Origin of the sequence: Pseudomonas sp. PDM04, assembly GCF_014851765.1 — a bacterium.
In the GTDB taxonomy this organism is placed as follows: Bacteria; Pseudomonadota; Gammaproteobacteria; order Pseudomonadales; family Pseudomonadaceae; genus Aquipseudomonas.
In genome coordinates this window covers 177,220-201,967 of the sequence record NZ_JACVAI010000002.1, presented here as the reverse complement: position 1 = coordinate 201,967, position 24,748 = coordinate 177,220, and the positions used below count along the sequence as shown (strand labels likewise).

The following is a 24,748-nucleotide window of genomic DNA, read 5'->3' as shown; positions in this document are numbered from 1 at the left end:
GCGAGCCAGCTCGCGATGGCCTCAAGAACGCTGCGGGCTATCAGGCCTCCAGCGTCATCGTTGACGCTCATCGCGAGCAAGCTCACTCCTGCAGGAGCCAGCCGTTTTTACCGGTTGAACCGCTCCACCAGCGAGTACTGCGTCTGCGCCGTTTGCGTCAGCTCCTTGCTCAGGTCGGCAGAGTGTCGGGCCTGCTCTGACGTTTGATCGGCCAGGGTCGCGATGGTAGTGATGTTGCGACTGATTTCCTCGGCCACGGCGGTTTGCTCTTCGGTAGCGGCGGCGATTTGCGTGGTCATCTCGGTGATGTTCGCGACAGCGTCGCTGATGCCCACCAGCGCCTTGTCCGCCTCGAGTACCCAGCTCACGCCTTCTTCGGCCTGGCGCTGGCCGTGTTCCATGGTCTTCACCGCGTTGCTGGATGAGTGCTGCAACTTGGAAATCAAACCGTGGATCTGCGCCGTGGACTCGGTGGTGCGCTGTGCCAGTTGCCGGACTTCATCGGCGACCACGGCAAAACCGCGCCCCATCTCACCGGCTCGGGCGGCTTCGATCGCGGCATTCAGGGCCAGCAGGTTGGTTTGATCGGCAATGCCTTTGATGACATCGACCACCATGCCGATTTCATTGCTGTCCCTGGCCAGTTGCGCCACGGATTCCCCGGTCTCGCCGACCACCGCCGACAGGCGCTGGATGGCTTCGCGGGTGTCGCGGGCAACATCGCGCCCACGTCCGGTCAACACATTGGCTTCCTGGGTGGCATCCGCCGTGCGCTGGACATGGCTGGCCACCTCCTGGGTGGTCGCGGCCATCTGGTTGACGGCCGTCGACACCTGTTCGGTCTCGACCCGTTGGCGCTCCAGGCCACGGGAGCTGTCGGCGGCCAGCCCGTCGGACCTGCCCGCCAGCCCGTTCAGCTGTTCGGCGGTGTCCTGCAGGCGGGTCAGGCAGGTCTTCAGGCGCGAGGCCTGGCTGACGAACGCCGTTTCCAGGCGTGCCTGCGGGCCGTGGGCGTCGCTGTACATCTTTGCGATCAACGCGTCGGACGTGGTGGCTTCCGTCATCTGCAACACGTGCAGCGCACCTTGATTGCGCCGGCGCGACACCAGCAGGCCGATCGGCACCGAAACCGCGACCGCGAGAACAATGGCCGGTGTGGTGCCCAGCAGCGCGCCACCCAGTGTGCCCGCCGCGCCCATCGCCAGCACGGGCAGCCAGTCGAGGAGGGCAGGCAGCCATTTATCGCTGGCCCCCAGTACCGCCTTGCCGTCGCTGATGCGTTTGTAGAGGTGTTCGGCGCGGCGTATCTGGTCGGCGTCGGGTTTCACCCGGACCGATTCGTAACCGACGATCCTGCTGCCTTCGAACACGGGCGTCACGTAGGCATTGACCCAGTAATGGTCACCGTTGCGCGAGCGGTTCTTGACGATGCCCATCCAGGGTTTGCCTTGCTTGAGCGCGCTCCACATGTGGGCGAAGACGGCAGGGGGCACATCGGGGTGTCGAACAATGTTTTGGGGCGCTCCAATCAGGTCTGACCTGTTGAAACCACTGATCTCGACGAAGGCGTCATTGCAGTAGGTGATGACCCCGTGTGCGTCGGTTGTCGAGATGAGTTTCTGCTGAGGTCCCAGGGCAACTTCGTGCTGCGTTACTGGTTGGTTGTTTCTCAATCTGTGTTGCTCCTTTTCCTGATGCAGAGCCATCGGCTGCCCGGAATAAAAGGTTAGCAAGGAGCCTGAAAAACACCTGCTGTATGTCGGAAAATAGTTTTGTCCTGTCGTTTCGTGACCGGATGTGCCCAATCATTCGTTTAGTTGATGGCGACCATCAATAAACGCAAGTTCTGTTTTTCCGGCAAGGGAGGAAGATAGGCGCATACCGAATCCGCTCCCGAAGGAAGCTGCGCGATGAGAATTCCCACCTGGTTGGCCCTTGTTGCTGTGTTGACTGGCAGTGCCGCTGTCACCACGCCCGTCAATGCTGCCGAACCGTCCTGTCACTTCCTGCCGGTCGCCGACAGCGCCGTCAGTTTCCAGTCGGGCCAATCGGTGGGCGTGCTCTACAGCGAAAACACCCTCAATACCCTCGACTACCTTGAGCAATACCATTCGGTCGCGCTCAAGGGCGCGAGCAACCCGGCACTGGACGCGCGCATCAGCAACGCCTTCGTCAGCAGTTCCGACCCGAAACGGGCGATCAACTGGCTGCTGGGTTCGCTGAACCGGCAGTTCGCTTCGGTGACCGTCTACGACAACCTCGACGCACTGGTGCAGGCGCACCCGGACGTGGTGGTGATGCTGGACACCTACAGCCGGCTGGTGTCCAAGCGCAACGACCAGGTCGAGGCGCGGTTCATGGCGAAGTTCTATGATTCGAACCTGCAGTACATCGGCAAGGCCGAAGGCTCGCGCACCCAGCAGATGCCATCGGTGTGGGTGCAGGGCAAGGCCGCGCCGGAGATCGCTGCACAGATCGAACAGCAGACCGCGCTGCAAGTGAATGCGCTGCAACAGTTCGATGCATCGCTCAAGGCGCTGGTGACTTCAGGCAATGTCGCCCAGGTCGCCAGCAACTGAGCACAGCGGTTCGATTGCCTTTGTGAAAGGGTTTGGCTAATCTCGCACAAACCCGCACTCTCAGGCATAAACATGCAAGATTCGCATTCCCTCACCGAGCTGCCGCCTGTGCGTCGGCAGAAAATCCTGTTGATTCTGGAGCGTGACGGCAAGGTCATGTCCGGCGAGTTGAGTCAGCATTTCGATGTTTCCGAAGACACCATCCGCCGCGACCTCTCGGAACTGGCCGCCGCTGGTCTGGTGCAGCGCGTGCACGGTGGGGCGCTGCCCCGGCCGAAGGACACCGGCAAGGATTACTTTACCCGGGTCAGCGAGACCGATGAGGTCAAGACCCACCTGGCACAGATCGCTGCCAGCCGGGTCGAGGACGGCCAGATCGTGATGTTCGACTCCGGCAGCACCACCTTGCAGATCGCCCGTTCTCTACGTCCGGACATCATCCTGACCGCCATCACTCCATCGCCGATGACTGCGATCATTCTTGCTGAATACCCGGGTATCAAAGTGATTCTGGCGGGCGGGCAACTGAACCTCGCAACGATGTCCGTCAGCGGTCACGAGACCCTGCGGCTGCTGCAGGGGATCAAGGCTGACGTGCTTTTTACCGGGGTCTGCGCGATCCATCCGGAGGTGGGTATCAGTTCGTTGCATTTCGATGAAGTGCCGGTCAAACAGGCGCTGATCGACAGCGCCTCCCAGGTCATCGCGGTCACTACGGCGGACAAACTGGGCGCTGTCGAACCCTTTGTGGTGGCGCCCTGCAACCGCATCCAGACCTTGATCACCGAGCGTCACGTGGCCTCGGGCGATATCAACGACTACCGGAAGCTGGGTATCGAGGTCATCCAGGCACAGGTCTGAACCCTTCAGCTCAACACGAAGTCCACGGGTTCCAGGACCGGCGGCAGCTCGGTTTCGCCCAGAGCCGCGAGTACCTCGCGTTCGATGTTGCGCACGAGCGCCTCGGTTGGCAGGTCGTTTTCGTCGCGACCGAACGGGTCCTCCAACTCATCGCCAATCGCGTCCAGACCGAAGAAGGTGTAGCTGACGATGGCGGTGAACAGCGGCGTCAGCCAACCCAGGGATTCGGCCATGGCAAAGGGCAGCAGGATGCAGAACAGGTACGTGGTTCGGTGCAGCAACAGGGTGTAGGCGAAGGGTAAAGGCGTGTGCTTGATCCGTTCGCACACTGCTTGAGCGTGGGTCAGGCTCGTCAGGTGGCTGGCCATGACCGTGTAGCGCCATTCGCTGATCGCACCGGCCTCGCCGAGTGCCGAACACTGCTGGCCGACGTGATCAAGAATGCGTGCGCTGATGTTGGGTACGTTGGCGTCCGGCCTTGGCTCAAGCCAGTCGCCAGCCGCTTGCAGTTCATTCTTTGCGTGCAGCCTGGCATTCAATGCGTGGGTGAATCCGCAGAGGTTGCGCAGAAGGGTCTGACGCTGCGTCACGTCCTTGATCGCCTGGGTTTCCCGGATCATCGAGCGGATCGCAACCATCATGTCGCCCCAGGCCTTGCGCGCTTCATACCAGCGGTCGTAACAGGCGTTGTTGCGAAAACTCATGAAGATCGACAGCGACAAACCGAGCAAAGTGAACGGCGTTGCGTTGACCTTGGCGAAATAATTCGGTTGCAGGGTTTCCACCAGCACGATGACGGAAGCCAGCAGCGTCACCATCAGGCAGCGCAGCACGATCTTCTTGAAAATCGAACCCTTGAGCGACGTGAGAATGTTGATCAGGTTGGGTTTGGGGCGGACGATCATTGTGGCGCCCCGAACATCGTGGTCCAGTAGATGCCCGAGTCGCTCTTGGGGTCCACTGCATAAGCCGCGCCCAGCTCCTGGAACTGCGGATTCATCAGGTTGGCGCAATGGCCGGGGCTGGCCACCCAGCCCGCCACCACCCGCGATGCGGTGTCCTGGCCGGCAGCGATGTTCTCGCCGACCTGTACCCCGCTGTAGCCCGCCAGCTCAGCGCGGTCCCCCGGCGTACGGCCGTCGCGGTCCTTGTGGTCGAAGTAGTTGTTGTTGGCCATGGAGCGCGAGTGCTCTTCGGCGGCGGATGCCAACGTCGGGTTCCAGGTCAGCGGCGGCGCGGCGGCAAAGGATTGAGTGCCGCACTGGTGTGGCCGGCTGCGGGCGGCATTGAGCTCGGCCAGCAGCTTCTGGCCTTCAGCCTGAGAGGTGCCCAGGCGCGCACTCAACAGCGGACGGGCGACCACGATGCGCCAGTCGCGGTCATCGCGGCTCACGCCGATGTCGACAAATTGCGGGTCGAGCACGATCTGGCAAAAACTCTCCTGGATCGCTTTCATTGCCGACGCCGCATCCCGTGGGCCGGACAAGCTGATCGCCTGCACGTTTTTCATCGGGTAGCCCGCGCTCACCATGGCCTGTTGCAGGTTGCCGATGCTGGTGGCAGACAGTGCCAGGCGAGGGTCGCCCGCCAGCGGCGGCAGTTCCGAGGACACCTGACCGGCGCAACGCTGTACCTGGCTGCGGTAATCGTTGATCGAATCGATCAGTTGTTTTTCGTCGACCGCCAGCGCCTTCCCGGCGAACAACAGGCTCAACGACAACGTGGCAAGACGCAAAGCGGATGGCAGGACAGGCATGGAAATCTCCCTCGATCAGACTGCGCACATGATGCGCGATGACACCCCCGTGTGCGCAATGCCTTTCGCGAGAAATACAGCAGGTGGGCCCTCAAGCGGAATGGCATTTGGCAACTACACTCATGCCATGTCGCCCGAACGACTGCTGTGTGCCGACATTGTGTTGATTGAATCGGACTCAACTGGAAGGGTTGATCATGCGATTTATCTGTCTAGCCGCTTGCATTGCAATCACGCTACTCAGCAGCCAGGTATCGGCCACTGAACAGGAACAGAAGGAAGCCGCAGAAAACAAGGCCGAAGTGCTGGAAGAGAAGGCGGCGGAGAAGGGCGGTGATTTACCGGTCGCCAAATCCGAAGCCATCACCACCTCGGAAGTGCAGGCGGTCGATCCCGCCGGTGTGGCCCCCTTGGACGATGCAATCACCTGCCTGGCGCGCTCCATTTATTGGGAAGCCAAAGGCAAGTCGTCCGCCGACATGGAAGCGGTCGCCAGCGTGGTGATGAATCGACTGGGGCACGAAGGCTTTCCGGACACGGTGTGCGCGGTGGTCAAGCAAGGGTCGGAAAGCAAGAACTGCCAGTTTTCCTGGTGGTGCGACGGGCGTCCCGACACCGTCCAGGAGGCCACCCAATACGCGATCGCCAAGGAAATCGCGCGCAAGGCCCTGAACAAACAACTCAACGACCGAACCAACGGTGCGATGTACTTTCACGACCGCAACGTGAAACCCGATTGGGCGAAGAAGTACCTCAAGACCACCGAGACGGAGATGTTTCTCTTCTATAAGCCCAAGGGGGGCGAAGCCCGTTAATCACGCCCCGAACTGTAGGAGCGAGCTTGCTCGCGCAGGTCTTGAAAGCGCCGCTGGGTGTCAGGCACTCAGCGTCATCGTTGACGATCTTCGCGCGCAAGCTCGCTCCTACAGTTTCAGCGTCAGCGTTACGGTCGCAGCCTGCTTACGGCAACTCCATCCCCAGGAAGATCAACGAATTGCCATGAGCCTCGGCCGCCGCGCGCTGGTTGTAGCTGTCGCGATGCGAGCAGTTGAAACCGTGCTCGGCCTCCGGGTACACAACGATTTCCACGTTTTCGTTGTTCTCGAAGCGTTCAGCGATTTGCTCCACGGCTTCGAGGGGGATGTGGCTGTCCTTTTCGCCGAAATGCATCAGCAGCGGCACCTGGATTTCATCGGCGCGGTCCAGTTGATTCTGGATACCGCCGCCGTAGTAGGCGATGGCCATGTCCACCAAGCCGTTGGCGGCGGTGAGGTAGGACAGCAGGCCGCCGAAGCAGTAGCCGATCGAAGCGATACCGCCGTCCAGGCCCGGCTGGGCTTTCAGGGCGTCGATGGTCAGTTCGATATCCTTCTGCGCCTTGTCGATGTCGGTGGCGTTCATCAATTCGACGGCGCGTTTCCAGCCGGCCTCGTCGTAGGTCAGTTCGATGCGGTGGCCGTTGCGCCAGAACAGGTCCGGCACCAGCACCAGGTAACCGTCCGCGGCGTATTGCTCGGCGACGGAACGGATGTGTTCGTTGACACCGAAAATTTCCTGGATCAGCACGATCCCCGGGCCTTTGCGGGTATGCGGAATGGCCAGGTAAGCACCGAATTTACCTTCGGCGCTGTCGATCTCGATCCATTGGGTGGTCACGCTCATGGTGGCTCCTGTCTACTGCACAAGTGAGGTGGAACATACAGGCTGCCACGTTAACATTTCAGTGTGGGGCGCGGCGCCAGAAAAAACGGCCAAGCAAGGTGTCCAGGCTGAGCTTGCCGGGGCCGGACAGCAATAACGGCAGCAAGGCGGCCAGGTAGATCAGCGGCAGTTTGAAATTGCCATGGCCTTTGTTAGTGATGGCATAACCCTGGGCAAGTTCACTCAGTGTCGACCAATCGGCGGGCCAGTGCACGGCGGCGGTCGCGACCACGGTCACCACGATCAGCACGATGGCCGAAATCCGTGTACCCAGGCCGACCAGGATGGCGAGGGCGCAGATCAATTCGGCCCACATCGACAGTTCCCAGTTCAGCGTGGCCGGCAGTTGATCGAAGGGAAACGGGAAGCGCTCCTGGATATCGGCGAACCAATTTTCGCCATTCCATTTTTCCAGGCCGGACTCGAAAAATTCCCAGGCGATGAACAGCCTCAGGGTCAGGGGGGCGAGCCAGGCACCGGCGCGGTCGAGGTTCAGGTGCAGGCCTTTGACGGCCGATGAAATTGCAGCGTTCATGGACTGGGTCTCCATTCAGTCAGGGATGCGGGGCCGGGCAGCCCCGCGCAGGGGTTACTCGCCGGCGCCGCACTTGCCTTCGCCGCATTTGCCTTCAGCCGGTTTCTCGGCGCTGTCGGCCTGGGCCTGGCTGTAGCCGTGGGCCAGTTGTTTCATGCTGAACGCTTCGGATTCGGAGGCGGATGCGACGTTGGCCAGGGCCAGGCCGCCAGCAACGATCAGGCCGAGTGTCAGGGAGGACGTCGAGAGTTTGAACATGGTGATACCCCGTGCATTGAGTGAGTTGAGTGCAGTGACCGGCTGAGCCGACCGACAGGCACATTTCATCAATCGGGTGTATCCGCGATGTGTCTTCGGTGCGGGTTTTTGTCGGCGCGGTGTGTCGGGGACGGGCGTGTACACAGTGCGATACAGAACTCGGGCGATCACACGTCCCCCTGTGGGAGCGAGCCTGCTCGCGATGACATCGGCAGCATCACATTCAGCGTGTCAGATACATCATCATCATCGCGAGCAGGCTCGCTCCCACATTCAAGATTCAGAGCGAGCCTGCAAACGAGACCCAATTGTCGCTTTTACCCCGGCGGGATTTTGCTATACCTTTCCCAACCGCTCCCTGCATGGTGAAACCGTTTCATGTCTCTTGCGCTCGAACGTCTAATCGCTGGTACGCCAATCCCATTCGCCGGCAACCGCGTCACCGTGGTCAGCCCCGAACTGGCCTTGCGCTTCCAGCCCGGGGACCATCTGCTGGTCGAGCAGGTCAGCGGCGAATTGCTGCTGATTCCCGTGGCTGACCAGAAAGCGGCGGCGTTGGCGATCGAACGGGCAGAGGCGGCCTTTACCGCGTTGTCGGCCGTTTCGGACCAGGCGATCAGCGAGTTTTTCGACCTGTTCGCCCAGCGCCTTGAGGATCAGGACTGTTGGGACCTGATCGAGGCCGCCAACCTGGCCGACATCGAGTGGGCCAAGACACGGGGGCGTTCGACCACGCGCCTGTTGGCCGATGAGCGCATGCGTCGCGACATGATCGCCGGCCTCCGGGCCTGGCGCGATGCTCCGGCCACCCGCGGCAAAGTCATCAGTTGCGTCGAACATGAAGGCTGGAAGGTGGAGCAGGTGGTTTCTCCCCTGGGCATCGTCGCTTTTGTCTTCGAGGGCCGGCCAAATGTCTTCGCCGACGCCGCAGGCGTATTGCGCACCGGCAACACCGCCGTACTGCGCATTGGCAGCGATGCCCTGGGCACGGCCCAGGCCATCGTTACCCATGCGCTGAATCCGGCGTTGGAGGCGGCTGGCCTGCCCGTTGGCGCGGTGTCTCTGGTGGAAAGCGTCAACCACGCTGCCGGTTGGGCGATGTTCGCCGACCGCCGCCTGTCACTGGCGGTGGCCCGAGGGTCGGGACGTGCCGTCAGCCAACTGGGCAGTATTGCGCAACAGGCCGGCACCGCCGTGAGCCTGCACGGCACCGGTGGCGCCTGGCTGATCGCCGACGAGGACGCCGATGCCACACGTTTTGCCGCTGTGGTGCGCAACTCCCTGGATCGCAAGGTCTGCAACACCCTGAACGTCTGCCTGATTCACCGCGACCGCGCCGCAGAACTGGTGCCGCTGTTCCTGCACGCACTGAAAGAGGCGGGCGCCGCGCGGGACGAGGGCTGCAAGTTGCACATCGTCGAGGGCAGCGAGTCCTGCCTGCCCTACGATTGGCGGCACGCGACCGTCGACGTCTGCCGCGCCGAAGGCTATCAGACTGAGGCCATGGCCGAGCCGCTGCCGGAGGACCAACTGGGCCGCGAGTGGGAATGGGAAGAAACCCCGGAAGTCAGCCTGAAGATCGTCGACGACCTGGACAGTGCCATCGCCTTGTTCAATCGTTACAGCCCGCAATTCACTGTGTCGCTGATCAGTGAGGCGCCCGAAGCGCATGAGCGTTTCTACAATGCGGTCAACGCACCGTTTGTGGGTAACGGCATCACTCGCTGGGTCGACGGGCAGTACGCGCTGAACAAGCCGGAGTTGGGTCTTTCGAACTGGGAAAGCGGCCGCCTGTTCGCCCGCAGTGCGATTCTCTCCGGTGACGGCGTCTTTACCGTGCGCAGTCGAATGACCCAGTCCGATCTGTCGGTCAAACGCTAAAGCTCGGCGTATGGGCGATCGCCTCATGCAGCTGCGACATTTTCGCTATCTGCTGGCGGTCGCCGATCACGGCGGATTCGCCCAGGTCGCCGAGGCGCTCCCGTGTCCCAACCGACCCTGGGCGTGAGCCGTCCGACGAGTCGTCAATCGTCGACTGACTGGCACATTCCATTGGCCTTGCCGGTCGAGGACACCTCCACCGAGTCGTCATCGGCGAGTACGATTGACAGCGTGATACCGGAGCCCTTGGCCTCGAAGCGGCGGTCGGTGATGGCCTTGGTGTCGGCTTCCTTGCTGTTGATCAGCACCGGCCCGTCCTGATCCGCCTGGACGAGGAACTTGCCGGGGCACTCCACGGCGAATGACGGGATGCCTTGAACGCTGTTTGCCTGGGCGCTACTTGCCAACAGCAGCAACATCGGAACGATCAGCTTACTTCTCATTGCACGTCTCCAATGAACAACATCGCGTGTGCTTAACGATAGCGTTGTTTGGCAAACAGGCGGCAAACAAAAAGGCCCCGCTCGAACAGTCGAGCGGGGCCTTGTCTGTGGCGATTAATCAATAGAACCGGTCAATCACCTGAACTTCGTTCTTGTTCTGCATCGATTCCCAGGCCTGTTTCAGTGTCTGCAGGACGCTGCCGATGTAGTCCTTGTCGGCTGCGGCTTTCTTGCCGACATAACCCTGGCCGCGACGGTACATCTTCAGGCGGGCCGCCAGGTTCTGATGGTTCTGGTCGAACTCGGCTTCGTGGGCATGCGGCGCCAGGCAGTCGATCTGAACCTGGCCCGACTTGCTGACCCACAGGATATGGCTGTCATGGCTGTCTTTTTGCGCAGCGAACATACGAGCCAATTCGTCGATGGTTGGTTGATTGTTCAGGTTCATCATTAAAGCCCCCTTGACCATTTGGTAATCTTTCAAAGTTGATTCGCTAATACAGGTAGCCCATCGGTTAGTTGATCCCTGGCACCGAAACCAGGACGTCAGCGTTCCTCCACCAGAAAGGGCGGGGTCCCGCGTCTGTTGCATGTAGTCGTGTTGAATAACTGCTACGCAATTGCGTCACAACGAAGAGAAGCAGCGATAACCTTCAGGCCACTACCGACGTTTCAAGGTCGGCCACAAGCTTCATGAGGATTGATCGCCAGCGCTTCTCGTCCTTGTACTGGACGTTCAGGCCAGGTCAGCTTCTTCAATCTGCCTTGTGGGCAGCGTGTATCCGGGAAAAACAGCTCGGCGGTCAGACGAGCTTGCTCAAACGTGTTGCCTTACTCCCGATCGGGGAGATGGCTGCATCATGCAAGGGCAAATCGAAGGCGTCAACGGTTTTGTAGTGATTATTTTCGGTCACTACATATTGTCCGACAAAGCTGTTTGGAATGAGCAGGGGAACTCAGTGCAGCTCCGGCGCGGGGCAGCGCATCACGCCTTGCCCGCCGGTTTGCCCGCGCGTTTGTTGCCGTTGGCAGGCTTGCGCTTGGCCGTCTTGCGCTTGTTTTTCCACGGCGTGGCGCCGCGCCCGGCGGGGCTTGCCGGGCCGCTGATGGTCAGGTTCAGGCCAGCGCAGCGGGCGACCTGCTTGCTCATCCACGCGGCTTGCTTGGTGACGAATTCTTCCAGGCTCATTTCACCGCTTTGCACCATGTCCAGCGCCTGTTCCCAGATCGCCGTGGTGCCAGGGTCGGCAATCGCCCGTGGCACCGCATCGATCAGGCTGAAAGCGGCCGGAGTTGCGGACAGCGCCTTGCCGTGCTTGACCAGGTAGCCACGGTCGAGCAGGCCCTGGATGATCGAGGCGCGGGTCGCTTCGGTGCCGATTCCGGTGGTGTCCTTGAGTTTCTGCTTGAGCACCGGGTCCTGCACCAGTTTGGCGACGTTCTTCATCGCCTTGATCAGGTCGCCTTCGGTAAACGGCTTGGGTGGTTGGGTCCAGAGGTCCTTGAGCTTCACGTCGGCCACCGCACATTCAGCGCCTTCGCTGAGTCTCGGCAGGGTCTGTGGCGCCGGCGCTTCGCGTCCCCTGGCCGGTGCGAGGGCCTCGGGCAGGGCGCGTTTCCAGCCTGGCTCGACGATCTGCTTGCCGACCGCGCGTAGGGCTTGGTCGGCGCAGTCGAAGTCGGCCTGGGTCCGGTCGTATTCATGATCGGGCAGAAATTGCGCCAGGTAGCGTGCACGGATCAGGGTGTAGACCGCGCGCTGCTTGCCCGCGAGCCGCCCGAGGTTCTGTGCCGCAGCGGTGGGGATGATGCCATGGTGAGCGCTGACTTTTGCGTCGTTCCACGCCCGGGAGCGGCGCTGGGGGAGCAGGTGGTCGCGCAAGGCGTCGAGCGTCGGATCCGCCTGCCTCAACGCCGCCAGGATCGCCGGCGCTTCACTGTGCTGGCTGACCGGCAGGTAGCCGCAATCGCTGCGCGGGTAGGTGATGAGCTTGTGGGTTTCATACAGCGCCTGGGCGATGTCGAGGGTTTCCTGGGCACCGAGGCCGAGCTTCTTCGAACAGATCTCCTGCAACGTGCCGAGATCGAACGGCAGCGGCGCCACTTCGCGCAGGCGCTCGGTGCGCAGCTTGATTACCTGGGCACTCGCCGCGCCGGCCAGTGCCGTGGCGGCGTGTTGGGCCAGGGCCTGGTTGAGGCAGCGTTCCTGGTCGTCACACGCCTCGGAGGGCGCGCGCCACTGTGCGGTGAACGCGGTGCCCTGGTGGAGCAATTGCACGTCGATGGCCCAGTAGGCGACGGGGACGAAGTCAGCGATGCTGCGATCGCGATCCACCACCAGTCGCAACGTCGGTGTCTGCACCCGGCCCACCGGCAATACCCCTTGATAGCCCGACTGGCGCCCGAGCAGGGTGAACAACCGACTCATGTTCATGCCGATCAGCCAGTCGGCCCGCGAGCGGCCCAGCGCGGAATGGTAGAGGCTGAAGGTCTCGGACCCGGGCTTCAATGCCGCCAGTGCCTTGCGGATCGAGGCATCGTCCAGGGCTGACAGCCACAAGCGCTGGATCGGCCCGCGATAACGGCAGTGATCCACCAGCTCCCGGGCGATCATCTCTCCCTCGCGGTCGGCGTCGGTGGCGATCACCAGTTCATCGGCTTCGCCGAGCAGGCGTTTGACCGCCTTGTACTGGCTGGCCGTGCGCGGTTTGACGGTCATTTTCCATGTGCCGGGAATGATCGGCAGGTCGGCAAGCACCCAGCGCTTGTAACGCGCGTCGTAGGCATCCGGCGCGGCAGTCTCCAGCAGATGGCCGATGCACCAGGTCACCGTGACGTCCGTACCCAGCCAGCATCCTTCACCGCGTCGGCGTGCGCCGAGTACGGCCGCGATGTCTTTGGCCTGGGAAGGTTTTTCACAGAGAAACAGCCGCATAACCACCATCGTTCATCAACTGCGGGGAGGTGCACAGGATGGCGTGTGATGGGCGAAGGAGCAATCTTTATCTGTATGGATGTACAGCTTCCGTATTTCCGATCATTGCCGTCCCGTTCGGCTGTGCGTCCGTCGCGATGGCGAAAATTGGGTTATACCTGACAGGTGCCGTCTCAAGTTTCGGGGCGGCGGCCTGACCCATCGCAGCGGTGCGACGATAAGACCAGGCACGCTCCCACCGGTCCATCATCCTGCCGAGGAATGCATTACATGAAGAGCTCCGGTCCCAGCCCTGTCATTACTATCGCCGAGCAGCCCGGCTGCCTGCTGGTAAAGTTCCACGGTATTCAGGTGGCCGCGTCCACGCGCGCGCTGGTGCTGCTGGAGGCCAATTATCCGCCGGTGTACTACGTGCCGCGTGAGGACATCGACGAGCAATATTTCGCCCGCACCGACCACACCAGCTATTGCCCGTACAAGGGCGACGCGAGCTACTTCAGCCTGCAGATTCCGGGGCATGAGGGCGCGAATGCGGTGTGGAGCTATGAATCGCCGAAGATCTCGGTCGAGCAGATCAAGAATTACGTTGCGTTCTATCCCGACCAGGTGACATTCGAAATCCTCAAGGATGTCGAGTGACTGCTGCCGGTCGGCCATCCGCTACACCGACTGATGCAAGCGTGGTCAAGGTCAATGAGGCTATTGCCAATGACGGCCCGCAGACATGACAATGCGAGTCATTATCAGTCGCGAATTATTCCATCCTCATGTCCGCCAACGATTTGTCCCTGAACCGCGCCGTCAATGATCTGTATTGCGACCACCACGGTTGGCTAAACGGCTGGCTGCGCAAGCGTCTGGGCAATGCGTTCGATGCCGCTGACCTGGCGCAGGACACCTTCGTGCGTGTCATCAAGGCGCGGACCGCACTGGAGATTCGCGAACCGCGTCCGTATCTGTCGATGATCGCCAAGGGGTTGTTGATCGATCTGTTCCGTCGCCGTTCCCTGGAACAGTCCTGGCTCGAAGCCTTGGCCACCCTGCCGGAAGGAGAGCAACCCTCTCTGGAGGAGCAGGCGATCCTGTTGCAGGCCTTGATGGAAATCGACCGTCTGCTGCAGGGGTTGGGGCCGAAGGTGAAGCAGGCGTTCATCCTGTCCCAGTTCGACGGCCTGACGTACCCGCAGATTGCCGAACGCCTGAACGTCAGCGTGCGCTCGGTCAACAATTACATGGCCAAGGCCATGGAGCATTGCTGTCTGATGCAAATCCAGTTGCAACTGGCATGAGCCTGTCCGCGGGCGAGTTGAAAGCCATCGCTGCCGCCGCCCGGTGGTATGCCCGCTTGCGATCAGGTGTCGCGACCGACTCGGATCGTGCCGCGTGGAACGCCTGGCTGCTGGCTGACCCGCTGAACCATCAAGCCTGGCAACGCATGGCCAGTGTCGGCGAGCAGATGAACAGCGTGCCCGGCGCCCTGGCTTCACCGACCTTGCGCAGTGCTGACCGATCCCGTCGCCAGGTGTTGCGTAGCCTCGTGGTGATGGCCTCGGCCGGCTCCCTCGGCTGGCTGGGTTGGCGCAGTGAGACCTCGCAGAACCTGTTGGCCGATTTCCGCACGGCAGTGGGCGAGCGTCGCGAGTTCCGGTTGGCGGATGGCAGTTCGTTGCTGCTTAACACCGACACGTCGGTCAATCTGCGTTTCGACGGACGCCAACGCAGTCTGCAACTGCTGTGGGGCGAAATGCTCGTCACCACTGCCGTTGATGCCGCGCAGCGGCCGTTCAAGGTGATGACGCGCCAGGGTGAGGTGTTGGCCCTGGGCACGCGGTTTATCGTCCGCTCCCTTGATCAGGGGGGCGAGGTGGCGGTGCTCGAGCATGCAGTGGAGGTGACGGCAGCGGGCGGCGGACCGAGCGTGCGTCTCGAGGCGGGACAGTCCATGGCATTCAACGCCTTGTCGTTGGGACCGGTTCGGCGCAACGACGCATCGACGGGCGCCTGGCAACGAGGAAGCATCATCGCCATCGATCGTCCCTTGACCGAATTGCTGGCCGACCTGTCGCGTTATCGCCCCGGCGTTTTGCGCTGCGATTCGCGGATTGCCCAGCTGAAGGTATCCGGGGCTTTTCCCGTCGACAACACCGACCTGGCGCTGGCTGCGCTGGAGAGTGGTTTTTCATTGAAGATCAGTCGATTGAGTCGCTATTGGGTCACGGTTTCCGGCTGACCCCGCCGACTCGCACAGCCAGCAGTCTGGCGCCACCAGCAAATATTTTTCAGAGGTTTGCACTTTTCATTCACACCGTTCGGCTCATCCCTCAGTGAGTTTCATACCGATGGTTTTTGGGGGAGGGGTAAGCATGTCTCGGGTGTACAAGCCAGGTCGTCTGGCGATTGCAGTGAAGGTCGGGTTGCTCGCGGCAACGTCCATGGGCGCCTGGCCGGTGGCCGCGGTGGCGGCACCGGTGCAGCAGAATCAGATGCAGACGTTCAACATTGCCGGCGGTAGCCTGACAGAGGTGCTCAGCCACTTTGCCAGCGCGGCGGGCGTTGCCATTTCCTTTGATGCACGGCAAACCGAAGGGTTGAAATCTGCCGGTCTGCAAGGTGCCTTTGGCGTCGGCGAAGGGTTCGCACGGATTCTCGGTGGCAGCGGCTTGCAAGCCGAACCCCAGGCCAACGGCACCTATGTGCTGCGTGCGGCACCGGCGGCGGGCTCGGCACTCGAACTGGGCGCGACCAATATCAACGGGCAATTGCTGGGTGCGACCACCGAGAACAGCGGGTCGTACACCACGGGGGCGGTGACCATCGGCAAGGGCGAGCATTCGCTCCGGGAGACGCCGCAATCGATCACGGTCATGACCCGCAAGATGCTCGATGACCAGAACCTCAACACCATCGATCAGGTGATGGAAAAGACCCCGGGCATCACCGTCTATGACTCGACCATGGGCGGCAAGTATTTCTACTCGCGCGGTTTCCGCATGTCGGGCCAGTACCAGTACGATGGCGTGCCGCTGGACATGGGCAACCTCTATGTCCAGGCCGATAGCTTCAGCGGTGACATGGCGTATTACGACCGGGTCGAAGTTCTCCGTGGCGCCGCCGGCATGATGAAAGGCTCGGGTGGCACCGCCGGCGGGGTCAACTTCGTGCGCAAACGCGGCCAGGCCGCGCCGCATACCGAGATCACGCTGTCCGGTGGCAGCTGGGACAACTATCGCGGGCAGGTCGACACCGGTGGCCCGTTGAACGATGCCGGGACGATCCGCGGTCGTGCCGTGGTCGCCGAGCAGAGCCGGCATTACTTCGTGGACGACGCCAGCCGCAAGGATCAGGTGTACTACGGCGCGCTTGACGTCGATGTGAGCCCCGACACGACCGTTGGACTGGGCGTTGCCTACGAAGACGTGGATGCCAGCCCGTGCTGGGGGGGCCTGCCGCGCTACAGGGATCGCAGCGATTTGAAACTCAGCCGCTCGACCTGCCTGGATCCGTCGTGGAACACCTGGCGCAGCCAGCGCACCACCGTCTTCGCTGATGTGAAACACCAGTTGAACGAAGACTGGAGCCTGAAAGTTGCCAGCGTCTACACAAAAAACACCCAGGACATCAAATACGCATTCGCCTCCGGTGCCGTGACGCCCGGCGTCAATACCACCGGTATGCTGGGCAGCATGTACGACTACGATCAGGTCGATTACGGCCTCGATGCCTATGTGGACGGCAAGTTCGATGCGTTCGGCCAACAACATGAACTGGTGGTGGGCTTCAACGCCAGCCGTGCGAAAAAGGACGACTTTTACTCGGTGGCGTTTCTGCCACAGCGGCAGAACGTGTTCAATCCCGACAAACACATTCCCGAGCCAGACGATAGCTACTTCATTGATAACTCGTCTCGCGGTGGCCCGGTCAATTCGGTGACCAGGCAGAAGGGTGTGTATTCGACCTTGCGTTTGAAGCTGGCGGACCCATTGACGTTTGTCGTCGGCGGCCGGGTGAGTTGGTACAACTCCGACACTGACTCCGACTTCATCAACACCGGGACTTCGTCACACTCCAGCAACACCGAGACCGGTCAGGTCACACCGTTCGCCGCGCTGCTGCTGGACCTGAACGAGAACCTGACGGCCTACGCCAGCTATTCCGATATCTTTACCCCGCAGGGCAACTACCGCAGCGAGGACGGTTCGGCGCTCAAGCCCCTGGTGGGCCAGAGTTATGAACTGGGGATCAAGGGGGCCTGGTTCGAGGGGCGTTTGAACAGCTCGTTCAACCTGTTCCGCACGATCCAGAAAGACCAGGCGCAGACGGACTTCAACTCGTCCTGCCCGTCATCGGATGGCTACTGCTACGTCAACGCCGGCAAGGTCCGCGCACAGGGTTTCGAGGCTGAAATCAGCGGTGAGGTCATCGAGCGCCTGCAATTGCTGGCCGGCTACACCTACACCCAGACCAAGACCCTGGACGACATCGACAGCACCCTCAATGGCGCGGCCTTCAACAGCTATGTGCCTCGGCATGTGCTGCGCATGTGGGGTGACTACGCGCTGGGCGGGGCGCTCGAGCGGTTCACGATCGGTGCCGGGGTCAATGCGCAGAGCGATAACTTCCGGCTCTCTCCGGCCAGTGGCGAGAAAATCACCCAGGCCGGTTATGCGATCTGGAACGGCCGCATCGGGTATCGCATCGACGACACCTGGTCGGTCGCCCTGAACGGCAACAACCTGTTCGACAAGCGCTACTACACCACGATTGGTACCGAATCCTTCGGTAACTATTACGGTGATCCGCGCAACTTCATGGTGTCGCTCAAAGCGAGTTTCTAGGCCGCCTGAAATCGCCGCGCCCAGGCGCGGCGATTCAGATTCGGAGGGTTGCACTCAGCGCAGGGCCTGCACCAGCGTTGATTCATCGATCTGCGCAATCGACGTCACCCCGGTCAATGTCATCGCCACGCACATTTCCCTGGCAAAAATATCCAGCATGTTTTCCACGCCCCGCTGGCCATCGGCCGCCAGCGCATAGGCCATTGAACGCCCCAGCAAGACCCCCTTGGCCCCCAGTGCCAGCATCCGCACCACATCCAGCCCCGAACGGATGCCCGAATCGACCAGCACGGTCAGGTCATCGCCCACCGCCTGCATGATCGGCGGCAATGCCTTGGTGGTGGAGAGCACGCCGTCCAGCTGCCGTCCGCCGTGGTTCGACACCACGATGCCATCGGCACCGAAGCTCACCGCATCCCTGGCGTCCTGGGGATCGAGAATACCCTTGATGATCATCGGGCCTTGCCAGAAATCACGAATCCACTGCAGGTCGCTCCAGCTGATCGACGGGTCGAAGTTGTTGGCCAGCCAGCCCATGTAGTCTTCCAGGGTGACGGCTTTGCCCAGGTACCTGGAAATGTTGCCGAGATCGTGCGGGCGGCCCATGAGGCCGACGTTGTACGCCCAGTCAGGCCGGGTCATGGCTTGCAGGAGGCGGCGCGATGAGGCGAAAGGTCCGGACATCCCCGAATGCGCGTCACGGTATCGTGCGCCGGGGGTGGGCATGTCGACCGTGAACACCAGGTTTTTCACCCCGGCAGCCTTGGCCCGCTCCAGGGCATTTTTCATGAAACCGCGGTCCTTGAGCACATACAACTGGAACCAGATGGTTTGCTCGGTCTGGCGGGTGACTTCCTCGATCGAACACACCGAGACCGTCGACAGGCACAGCGGGATGCCTTTGTTTTCCGCAGCCTTGGCCGCCTGCACTTCACCGCGCCGGGCGAACATGCCGGTCAGGCCGACAGGGGCGAGGACGATGGGCATCGACAGCGGCTGGTCGAACAGACGGGTTTCCAGGCTCAGGGTCTCGACGTTCTTCAGGATGCGCTGGCGCAGGCTGATGCTGGTCAGGTCGGCGCTGTTGGCCCTCAGCGTGTGCTCGGCATACGCGCCGCCGTCGATGTAGTCGAAGAGAAACCTGGGGAGCTTGCGACGGGCTGCCTCGCGATAGTCGGATGCGGATGAAATGATCATGGGGCCTCGTTCGGGTGGAGGGCGGGGCGATGGTGCGGGGTGTCAGAGTAGCGAAAACCCGACCACTTGTGGGAGTGGGCGTGCTCGCGAAAGCGGGCTGTCAGTTGACCTCTTCGTTGGCTGACACGTCCTCTTCGCGAGCAAGCCGCTCCCACAGAGGGAGCGGCACCCGATGGATCAGTTGTTGTTCAAATCCACCTGCCTGGTCTCACGCAGGCAGATCAGCCCCACCACCAGGCTGACTGCCGTAATCACCACCGGGTACCAGAGCCCATAGAAAATGTCTCCGGTATACACCACCAGCGCGAACGACACCGTCGGCAGGAACCCGCCGAACCAGCCATTGCCGATGTGATAGGGCAGGGACATCGAGGTGTAGCGGATGCGCGTCGGGAACAGCTCGACCATCAACGCCGCCAGCGGGCCGTAGCACATGGCCGAGATGATGATCAGCGCGACGATCAGCGCCACGATCATGGTCTTGTTGATCGATTGGGTATCGGCTTGTGATGGATACCCGGCCAGCGTCACCGCGCCACGCAGGGCCGCTTCGTCATAGCCTTCGATTTTCACATCGCCGATGCTGACCTGCACGCCGCTGCCGGCCGGTGCTGCAGCGCTGCTGTAGGGCAGGCCCTGCTTGACCAGGAAGGTCTTGACCTTGTCGCAGGGGCTGTCGAATTTGGCCTTGCCCACCGGGTCGAACTGGAAGGTGCAGGTGGCCGGGTCGGCCAGTACGGTGATCGGTGCCTGGCGGCTGGCCTGGTCGATGGCTGGGTTGGCGTAGTGGGCCAGGGTCTTGAAGATCGGAAAGTACAGCACGGTGGCCAGCAGCAGCCCGAGCATCAGCACCGGTTTGCGCCCGACCTTGTCCGACAGCCAGCCGAAGAAGATGAAGAACGGTGCGCCGATGGTCACGCTGATGATCAGCAGGCTGTTGGCCAGTGCCGGGTCCATCTTCAGGAACTGGGTGAGGAAAAACAGCACGTAGAACTGCGCGGCGTAGAAGGTCACCGCTTGACCGGCATTGATGCTGAACAGCGCGATCAACACGACCTTGAGGTTTTCCCATTTGCCGAAGGAGTCGCGCAGCGGCGACTTGCAGAGCTTGCCTTCCTCTTTCATTTTCACGAACGCGGGGGATTCGTGCAGGCTCAGGCGGATCCAGGTGGAAATCCCCAGCAGCACGATGGAAAACAGGAACGGAATACGCCAGCCCCAGACTTCGAACTGGTCCCCGGTGAAGTAGCGGCAACCCAGCACCACTAACAGCGACAGCAGCAGCCCGAGGGTGGCGGTGGACTGGATCCAACTGGTGTGGAAGCCGCGCTTGTCGATGGGCGCGTGTTCGGCGACATAGGTCGCGGCGCCACCGTATTCGCCGCCCAGGGCCAGGCCCTGCAGCATGCGCAGCACCACGAGGATGATCGGCGCGGCGATGCCGATGCTGGCGTAGGTCGGTAGCAGCCCGACACAGAAGGTGGCCAGGCCCATGAGGACAATGGTGGCGAGGAAGGTGTATTTACGGCCGATCATGTCGCCGAGGCGACCGAACACCAGTGCACCGAAGGGCCGCACGATGAAGCCGGCGGCGAAGGCCATCAGCGCAAAGATGAACGCGGTGGTGTCGTTGACCCCGGCGAAGAACTGCTTGCTGATCACCGCCGCGAGGGCGCCATAGAGGAAAAAGTCGTACCACTCGAACACTGTCCCGAGCGATGAGGCAAAGATGACCTTGCGCGTGTCGCGGCCGATCTCGGCACTGCGCGTGATGTTGAGCGGCTGAACATGTTCTGACATATCGGTTCCCTCACAGTGATTGTTTTTGTTGTTCCACTGTCGGCGCCTGCCTTGTGGGCGGGTGCCGCTATTGTCGTACCCCTGTGGGAGCGAGACCGTCAAGTCGGTCTCGCTCCCACAGTGTTCTGTCCTTTGGTTCAGGGATTTGTCGCCAGTTCCATGGGGGATGGGGTTCTCCTCGTGGCGGGGTCAAGGATCAGCTGCGCCGCCTTTTCGGCAATCATCAGCGTAGGCGAGCAGGTGTTGCCGGACGTGATGCGCGGCATGATCGAGGCATCGGCGACACGCAGGCCGGGGATGCCGTGGACCTTGAGTTGCGCATCGACGACCGCGTCGCTGTCGAGACCCATGCGACAGGTGCCGACCGGGTGGAAAATCGTCGTGCCGATGCGGCCGGCCGCCTCGTGCAGTTGTTCTTCGCTCTGCAGGCTTTCGCCGGGCAGGTATTCCACCGGTTTGAAGGCCTGCAGGGCGGGGGCGTGGACGATGCGCCGGGTCAGGCGGATCGCATCGGCCGCCACGCGCAGGTCCTGCGGATGGCTCAGGTAGTTGGGCTGAATCAGCGGCGCCTGCTGCGGATCGGCCGAGCGGATGTCCACGCGCCCGCGGCTTTGCGGGCGCAGGTCGCAGACCGACGCGGTGAAGGCCGGGAAGGGGTGCAGCGGTTCGCCGAAGCGCTCCAGCGACAAGGGTTGCACATGGTATTCAAGATTGGCCGACGTCTGCTCGGGCCCCGAGCGTGCAAACGCCCCGAGTTGGCTCGGCGCCATCGACAGCGGCCCGCTGCGGTCGTACAGGTAACGCAGACCCATGCCCATCTTGCCCCACACGCTGGCGGCAATCTGGTTCAGGGTGCGGGCGTTTTCCAGCTTGTAGATCAGCCGCAGTTGCAGGTGATCCTGCAGATTGCCGCCCACCCCCGGCAGTGCGTGAACCACGCCGATCCCCAGTTTTTCCAGGAGCGGGCGAGGGCCGATGCCGGAGCGCTGGAGGATGCTCGGTGAGCCGACGGCGCCGGCGCACAGGATGATTTCCTGGCGGGCTCTGAAGCGCTTGACCTGGCCTTGCCAGCGGGCGCTCACCGTCGAGGCGCGGCCGTTTTCCAGCAACACGCGGTCGACTTCAACCTCGGTCAGGACGGTGAGGTTGGGCCGTTGGCGAATCGGTTTGAGAAACGCCTTGGCGGCATTCCAGCGAACCCCGCCTTTTTGATTGACCTGGAAGTAGCCGCACCCTTCGTTGTCGCCTTGGTTGAAGTCGTCGACGCTGGCAATGCCGCTTTGCTCCGCCGCGCTGCGAAAGGCATCGAGAATCGGCCACGACAGGCGCTGGCGTTCGATGCGCCATTCGCCGCTGGAACCGTGGAAGGGCGAATCACCGGCAAAGTGGTTTTCACTTTTCTTGAACAGTGGCAGTACGTCGTTCCAGCTCCAGCCGGGGTTGCCTTCGGCAGCCCAGCCATCGTAGTCGCCGCTCTGGCCGCGCATGTAGATCATGCCGTTGATCGAGGAACAGCCGCCGAGCACCTTGCCTCGCGGATAACTCAGGGCCCGGCCCTGCAGACCCGGTTGCGCTTCGGTCTTGAAGCACCAGTCGGTGCGCGGGTTACCGATGCAGAACAGGTAGCCCACGGGAATGTGGATCCAGGGGTAATTGTCGCGCCCGCCGGCTTCGAGCAGCAGCACGCGATGTTGCGGGTTGGCCGACAGGCGATTGGCCAACAGGCAACCGGCCGGCCCGGCCCCGACCACGATGTAGTCGAATTCATCAAGGGAAGTCTGCATCCCTGACCTCTGTTGTTGTTCTTGTTATCGGTCATCCTAGTTGTTAGCTTTCGTTAAAAGAATGTTTGTTTTTGCGCAGCCGTTGTTCGTTTTTAAACAGCGTGAGCCTGAGGGACGCTTCATGTTCGACTGGAATGACCTGCGGTTTTTTCTCGAGCTACAGCGCAGCGGGCGTTTGCTCACTGCCGCACGCCGCTTGCACACCACCCACGCCACCGTGGCCCGGCATATCGAGGCCATCGAAAAGAGCCTCGGCACCGCACTGTTCGTCCAGCATGCCCAGGGCTATGAGCTGACGCCGGCCGGCGAGGCGCTGCTCAAGCATGCCGAAGCGATGGAAAACGTCGCGCTGCTGGCCCAGGAAGAGATCACCCAATCCACCGCGCCGCTGGGCAAGATTCGCGTCGGTGTGACCGAAGGGTTGGGCATCATGTTCCTCACCAGCCGCATGAACGGGCTGTTCGAACGCTACCCGGGGTTGGAGGTGGAACTGGTGGCGGTGCCGCGATTCGTCAGCATCCTCAACCGCGAGGCGGAAATCAGCATCCACCTCGAACGCCCGTCGGCCGACATGTTGGTCACGCGCAAACTGACCGATTATCGGCTGGCGCTGTACGCCAGCCAGGCCTATCTCGACCGCGCACCGCCGCTGCGCAGTCGTGAAGACCTCGGCCGACAGGCGTGGATCGGTTATGTCGATGACTTGCTGTTCAGCCAGGAACTGATGTTTCTCAACAGCTTCTGCCGCAACCCGCAGGTGGTCTTTCACAGCACCAGCGTGATCGCCCAGCAACAGGCGGCACGTTCAGGCATGGGGATTGCGGTGCTGCCGTGCTACATGGCCAGTGGCGACCCGCAACTGGTGCCGCTGTTCCCGGAGGAAAGCATCCTGCGCAGCTACTGGATCAGCACCCGCCGCGAACTGCACAAGTCCGTGCGACTGCGGGTGATGTGGGATTACGTGGTCGAGCTGTGTGAACGCGAACAGGCGCTACTGCTGGGCGCCGATCAACCTTAGGCGCCGCCGGTCGACGCTCCTGCAAAAGCGGTTACTCAGGAAAGGATCTCGAACGCAGTGCTCGCCAGCCGCTCGCCGTTCACCAGGACATGCACCGCGTGTCGGCCCGCGTAATGCCGACGGGTGGTCAGTTCCTTGATGTGCTGGCCCCGCGTGAGGAACTCGCGGGCCTTGCCCGGCAGGGTCAGGGCCTTGAGCTTGAACACCTTCGCCGAGGTGCTGCCGTTGGCTTTCACGTAGTCGATGGCGTAGTCGATCACCAGCCTTTGGCTGTTCTCGACCGTGGACCTGACCGTGAACGACAGGGTGATTTTTTCCCCGAGCGCAATGACCGCCGGTTCGACCTTGACATCGATGATCTCGACTTCGGGCTTGCCACCGGCGCCGATGATTGCCAATGCACGCGGGTGGCCCTGCTTGATCAGGCTGCGCAGCGCGTGCCTGGCGATCCACGCGGTGTGTTTGTTGTCCAGTGACCAGCCTTCGAGGGTGTCCAGCACCCAGTCGGGGTGATCCTTGGTGATGTCGTTGAGGTGGTTGGCCACCGACTTGCGCACATAGAGGCTGTCGTCGGCCTTGAGGTTGTCCAGTATCGCGGCCGCCAGGCGTGGGTCGGCCTGAACCTGCTCGAGCCGAAACGACCACGGCAGGCGCGGCCGGCAACCCTCGCTGGCGAGGCGCCGAACGTGTTCGTTTTCGTCCAGCGACCACGCCTGCATGACGGCCAGGGTGCGCTCGAAATCGCTGCGCAGGAAAAAACGGATGGCGAATTCCGCCGAGCCGAAGGTGGTGAAGTACTTCAGCGCCTCCATGGACGACTCGAAGGCATGGCGGCCGTAGGTCGCGACGTAATGCGGCAGCGAGACGCTGACGAAGCCACTGTTCAGGCGCGGGGCAAGGGCGCGCAACACCTCGAGCGAAGCTTCGTAGCTCATCGGCAGTGTCGCATGCAGGCACTCGCTGACCCGCGCCATGCGCTGCATGATCGACAGCTCGGCCAGTCCGTCGTTGGCCATTTTCAGGAAGGCCCGGGCGTCGAATTCGGGATAGACCGCGCTCATCTCGGTGGCGATGTGCGTGAGACGCTCGGCGTTGAAGATTTCCTTGAGGGCCGGGGCGGGTTGGTCAGTTGCCATGGGTTTTCCTTGAAAAATGTCGGTTCATC

22 protein-coding genes and 2 pseudogenes are annotated in these 24,748 nt (G+C 61.9%); 10 read left to right on the top strand and 14 right to left on the bottom strand.

Translation table 11 applies throughout. The features are described from left to right. Positions 1-107: 107 nt before the first annotated feature. Both IB249_RS07695 and IB249_RS30080 read right to left on the bottom strand, forming a co-directional pair. On the bottom strand, positions 108-1,199 hold the full coding sequence (locus tag IB249_RS07695; protein WP_412547996.1) for a methyl-accepting chemotaxis protein: 1,092 nt from the start codon (positions 1,197-1,199) through the stop codon (positions 108-110). Between the two features lie 207 nt (positions 1,200-1,406). Continuing rightward, positions 1,407-1,706, bottom strand: a pseudogene (locus IB249_RS30080) (PAS domain-containing protein); the annotation flags it as partial. Between the two features lie 204 nt (positions 1,707-1,910). On the opposite strand from IB249_RS30080, the gene IB249_RS07690 reads away from it, so the two are divergent. Together IB249_RS07690 and IB249_RS07685 are read left to right on the top strand one after the other, a co-directional pair. Further along, a complete protein-coding gene (locus tag IB249_RS07690) occupies positions 1,911-2,579 on the top strand; it encodes an ATPase (protein WP_192303237.1) in 669 nt (222 codons plus the stop codon). A gap of 72 nt (positions 2,580-2,651) precedes the next feature. Continuing rightward, positions 2,652-3,440: a DeoR/GlpR family DNA-binding transcription regulator gene (locus tag IB249_RS07685; protein ID WP_192303235.1), complete on the top strand. Its 789-nt coding sequence runs from the start codon at positions 2,652-2,654 to the stop codon at positions 3,438-3,440. 5 nt (positions 3,441-3,445) lie between these two features. Here IB249_RS07685 and IB249_RS07680 read toward each other — a convergent pair whose 3' ends face one another. Together IB249_RS07680 and IB249_RS07675 are read right to left on the bottom strand one after the other, a co-directional pair. Continuing rightward, on the bottom strand, positions 3,446-4,345 hold the full coding sequence (locus tag IB249_RS07680; protein WP_192303233.1) for a bestrophin family protein: 900 nt from the start codon (positions 4,343-4,345) through the stop codon (positions 3,446-3,448). Next, positions 4,342-5,196 carry a CAP domain-containing protein gene (locus IB249_RS07675; protein ID WP_192303231.1) on the bottom strand — a complete coding sequence of 285 codons (855 nt, stop codon included), beginning with the start codon at positions 5,194-5,196 and terminating at the stop codon, positions 4,342-4,344. Before IB249_RS07675 ends, IB249_RS07680 begins: the two co-directional genes overlap by 4 nt. 197 nt (positions 5,197-5,393) lie before the next feature. On the opposite strand from IB249_RS07675, the gene IB249_RS07670 reads away from it, so the two are divergent. Further along, positions 5,394-6,011, top strand: coding sequence for a cell wall hydrolase (locus IB249_RS07670; protein WP_192303229.1), 618 nt, complete (start codon positions 5,394-5,396; stop codon positions 6,009-6,011). Between the two features lie 145 nt (positions 6,012-6,156). Here IB249_RS07670 and IB249_RS07665 read toward each other — a convergent pair whose 3' ends face one another. The 3 genes from IB249_RS07665 to IB249_RS07655 are packed head-to-tail and all read right to left on the bottom strand — an operon-like array spanning position 6,157 to position 7,690. Beyond that, positions 6,157-6,858 (bottom strand): dienelactone hydrolase family protein, encoded by a 702-nt coding sequence (locus tag IB249_RS07665; RefSeq protein ID WP_192303227.1) that lies wholly within the window; start codon positions 6,856-6,858, stop codon positions 6,157-6,159. A 58-nt stretch (positions 6,859-6,916) separates the two neighbouring features. Further along, positions 6,917-7,432 carry a DoxX family protein gene (locus IB249_RS07660; RefSeq protein ID WP_192303225.1) on the bottom strand — a complete coding sequence of 172 codons (516 nt, stop codon included), beginning with the start codon at positions 7,430-7,432 and terminating at the stop codon, positions 6,917-6,919. A gap of 54 nt (positions 7,433-7,486) precedes the next feature. Next, complete coding sequence (locus IB249_RS07655; protein WP_192303223.1) at positions 7,487-7,690, bottom strand: hypothetical protein; 204 nt, start codon at positions 7,688-7,690, stop codon at positions 7,487-7,489. A 378-nt stretch (positions 7,691-8,068) separates the two neighbouring features. Between IB249_RS07655 and IB249_RS07650 the strand changes: the two genes are divergently transcribed. Both IB249_RS07650 and IB249_RS30075 read left to right on the top strand, forming a co-directional pair. Next, entirely contained in the window at positions 8,069-9,571 is a 1,503-nt protein-coding gene (locus IB249_RS07650) for an aldehyde dehydrogenase family protein (RefSeq protein ID WP_192303221.1), read from the top strand. Between the two features lie 25 nt (positions 9,572-9,596). Continuing rightward, positions 9,597-9,691, top strand: a pseudogene (locus tag IB249_RS30075) (LysR family transcriptional regulator); the annotation flags it as partial. Positions 9,692-9,714: 23 nt separating this feature from the next. Here the strand turns inward: IB249_RS30075 and IB249_RS07645 are convergent. The 3 genes from IB249_RS07645 to IB249_RS07635 all read right to left on the bottom strand — a co-directional run bounded on the left by IB249_RS07645 (position 9,715) and on the right by IB249_RS07635 (position 12,949). Continuing rightward, positions 9,715-10,014 carry a hypothetical protein gene (locus IB249_RS07645; protein WP_192303219.1) on the bottom strand — a complete coding sequence of 100 codons (300 nt, stop codon included), beginning with the start codon at positions 10,012-10,014 and terminating at the stop codon, positions 9,715-9,717. A gap of 118 nt (positions 10,015-10,132) precedes the next feature. After that, positions 10,133-10,462, bottom strand: a complete 330-nt coding sequence (locus IB249_RS07640) for a hypothetical protein (RefSeq protein WP_192304820.1) — start codon at positions 10,460-10,462, stop codon at positions 10,133-10,135. A gap of 537 nt (positions 10,463-10,999) precedes the next feature. Further along, positions 11,000-12,949, bottom strand: a complete 1,950-nt coding sequence (locus IB249_RS07635; protein ID WP_192303217.1) for a DNA topoisomerase III — start codon at positions 12,947-12,949, stop codon at positions 11,000-11,002. Positions 12,950-13,219: 270 nt separating this feature from the next. Here IB249_RS07635 and IB249_RS07630 point away from each other — a divergent pair, with 270 nt between their 5' ends. The 4 genes from IB249_RS07630 to IB249_RS07615 all read left to right on the top strand — a co-directional run bounded on the left by IB249_RS07630 (position 13,220) and on the right by IB249_RS07615 (position 17,784). Beyond that, positions 13,220-13,588, top strand: coding sequence for a DUF427 domain-containing protein (locus tag IB249_RS07630; protein ID WP_192303215.1), 369 nt, complete (start codon positions 13,220-13,222; stop codon positions 13,586-13,588). A 128-nt stretch (positions 13,589-13,716) separates the two neighbouring features. Further along, complete coding sequence (locus IB249_RS07625; RefSeq protein ID WP_192303213.1) at positions 13,717-14,238, top strand: sigma-70 family RNA polymerase sigma factor; 522 nt, start codon at positions 13,717-13,719, stop codon at positions 14,236-14,238. Continuing rightward, positions 14,235-15,179: a FecR domain-containing protein gene (locus IB249_RS07620; RefSeq protein WP_192303211.1), complete on the top strand. Its 945-nt coding sequence runs from the start codon at positions 14,235-14,237 to the stop codon at positions 15,177-15,179. Before IB249_RS07625 ends, IB249_RS07620 begins: the two co-directional genes overlap by 4 nt. A gap of 133 nt (positions 15,180-15,312) precedes the next feature. Continuing rightward, a complete protein-coding gene (locus tag IB249_RS07615) occupies positions 15,313-17,784 on the top strand; it encodes a TonB-dependent siderophore receptor (RefSeq protein ID WP_192303209.1) in 2,472 nt (823 codons plus the stop codon). A gap of 54 nt (positions 17,785-17,838) precedes the next feature. Here the strand turns inward: IB249_RS07615 and lldD are convergent, their stop codons facing one another. The 3 genes from lldD to IB249_RS07600 all read right to left on the bottom strand — a co-directional run bounded on the left by lldD (position 17,839) and on the right by IB249_RS07600 (position 22,565). Then, positions 17,839-18,981, bottom strand: coding sequence for an FMN-dependent L-lactate dehydrogenase LldD (gene lldD, locus IB249_RS07610; protein WP_192303207.1), 1,143 nt, complete (start codon positions 18,979-18,981; stop codon positions 17,839-17,841). 177 nt (positions 18,982-19,158) lie between these two features. Further along, positions 19,159-20,781, bottom strand: coding sequence for an MFS transporter (locus IB249_RS07605; protein WP_192303205.1), 1,623 nt, complete (start codon positions 20,779-20,781; stop codon positions 19,159-19,161). 137 nt (positions 20,782-20,918) lie between these two features. Next, complete coding sequence (locus tag IB249_RS07600; protein ID WP_192303203.1) at positions 20,919-22,565, bottom strand: GMC family oxidoreductase; 1,647 nt, start codon at positions 22,563-22,565, stop codon at positions 20,919-20,921. 121 nt (positions 22,566-22,686) lie between these two features. Between IB249_RS07600 and IB249_RS07595 the strand changes: the two genes are divergently transcribed. Beyond that, positions 22,687-23,583 (top strand): LysR family transcriptional regulator, encoded by an 897-nt coding sequence (locus IB249_RS07595; protein WP_192303201.1) that lies wholly within the window; start codon positions 22,687-22,689, stop codon positions 23,581-23,583. A gap of 35 nt (positions 23,584-23,618) precedes the next feature. Here IB249_RS07595 and IB249_RS07590 read toward each other — a convergent pair whose 3' ends face one another. Further along, a complete protein-coding gene (locus tag IB249_RS07590; protein ID WP_192303199.1) occupies positions 23,619-24,719 on the bottom strand; it encodes a DNA alkylation repair protein in 1,101 nt (366 codons plus the stop codon). Between the last annotated feature and the right edge of the window lie 29 nt (positions 24,720-24,748).

Excerpts from the sequence above, each read along its gene's own strand:
- IB249_RS07615 (WP_192303209.1), top strand. The coding sequence starts at position 15,313 with ATGTCTCGGGTGTACAAGCCAGGTCGTCTGGCGATTGCAGTGAAGGTC.
- IB249_RS07645 (WP_192303219.1), bottom strand. The coding sequence starts at position 10,014 with ATGAGAAGTAAGCTGATCGTTCCGATGTTGCTGCTGTTGGCAAGTAGC.
- IB249_RS07680 (WP_192303233.1), bottom strand. The coding sequence starts at position 4,345 with ATGATCGTCCGCCCCAAACCCAACCTGATCAACATTCTCACGTCGCTC.
- IB249_RS07670 (WP_192303229.1), top strand. The coding sequence starts at position 5,394 with ATGCGATTTATCTGTCTAGCCGCTTGCATTGCAATCACGCTACTCAGC.
- IB249_RS07690 (WP_192303237.1), top strand. The coding sequence starts at position 1,911 with ATGAGAATTCCCACCTGGTTGGCCCTTGTTGCTGTGTTGACTGGCAGT.
- IB249_RS07630 (WP_192303215.1), top strand. The coding sequence starts at position 13,220 with ATGAAGAGCTCCGGTCCCAGCCCTGTCATTACTATCGCCGAGCAGCCC.
- IB249_RS07590 (WP_192303199.1), bottom strand. The coding sequence starts at position 24,719 with ATGGCAACTGACCAACCCGCCCCGGCCCTCAAGGAAATCTTCAACGCC.
- lldD (WP_192303207.1), bottom strand. The coding sequence starts at position 18,981 with ATGATCATTTCATCCGCATCCGACTATCGCGAGGCAGCCCGTCGCAAG.
- IB249_RS07600 (WP_192303203.1), bottom strand. The coding sequence starts at position 22,565 with ATGCAGACTTCCCTTGATGAATTCGACTACATCGTGGTCGGGGCCGGG.
- IB249_RS07695 (WP_412547996.1), bottom strand. The coding sequence starts at position 1,199 with ATGGGCGCGGCGGGCACACTGGGTGGCGCGCTGCTGGGCACCACACCG.
- IB249_RS07665 (WP_192303227.1), bottom strand. The coding sequence starts at position 6,858 with ATGAGCGTGACCACCCAATGGATCGAGATCGACAGCGCCGAAGGTAAA.
- IB249_RS07675 (WP_192303231.1), bottom strand. The coding sequence starts at position 5,196 with ATGCCTGTCCTGCCATCCGCTTTGCGTCTTGCCACGTTGTCGTTGAGC.
- IB249_RS07650 (WP_192303221.1), top strand. The coding sequence starts at position 8,069 with ATGTCTCTTGCGCTCGAACGTCTAATCGCTGGTACGCCAATCCCATTC.
- IB249_RS07595 (WP_192303201.1), top strand. The coding sequence starts at position 22,687 with ATGTTCGACTGGAATGACCTGCGGTTTTTTCTCGAGCTACAGCGCAGC.
- IB249_RS07655 (WP_192303223.1), bottom strand. The coding sequence starts at position 7,690 with ATGTTCAAACTCTCGACGTCCTCCCTGACACTCGGCCTGATCGTTGCT.
- IB249_RS07685 (WP_192303235.1), top strand. The coding sequence starts at position 2,652 with ATGCAAGATTCGCATTCCCTCACCGAGCTGCCGCCTGTGCGTCGGCAG.
- IB249_RS07605 (WP_192303205.1), bottom strand. The coding sequence starts at position 20,781 with ATGTCAGAACATGTTCAGCCGCTCAACATCACGCGCAGTGCCGAGATC.
- IB249_RS07660 (WP_192303225.1), bottom strand. The coding sequence starts at position 7,432 with ATGAACGCTGCAATTTCATCGGCCGTCAAAGGCCTGCACCTGAACCTC.
- IB249_RS07620 (WP_192303211.1), top strand. The coding sequence starts at position 14,235 with ATGAGCCTGTCCGCGGGCGAGTTGAAAGCCATCGCTGCCGCCGCCCGG.
- IB249_RS07640 (WP_192304820.1), bottom strand. The coding sequence starts at position 10,462 with ATGAACCTGAACAATCAACCAACCATCGACGAATTGGCTCGTATGTTC.
- IB249_RS07635 (WP_192303217.1), bottom strand. The coding sequence starts at position 12,949 with ATGCGGCTGTTTCTCTGTGAAAAACCTTCCCAGGCCAAAGACATCGCG.
- IB249_RS07625 (WP_192303213.1), top strand. The coding sequence starts at position 13,717 with ATGTCCGCCAACGATTTGTCCCTGAACCGCGCCGTCAATGATCTGTAT.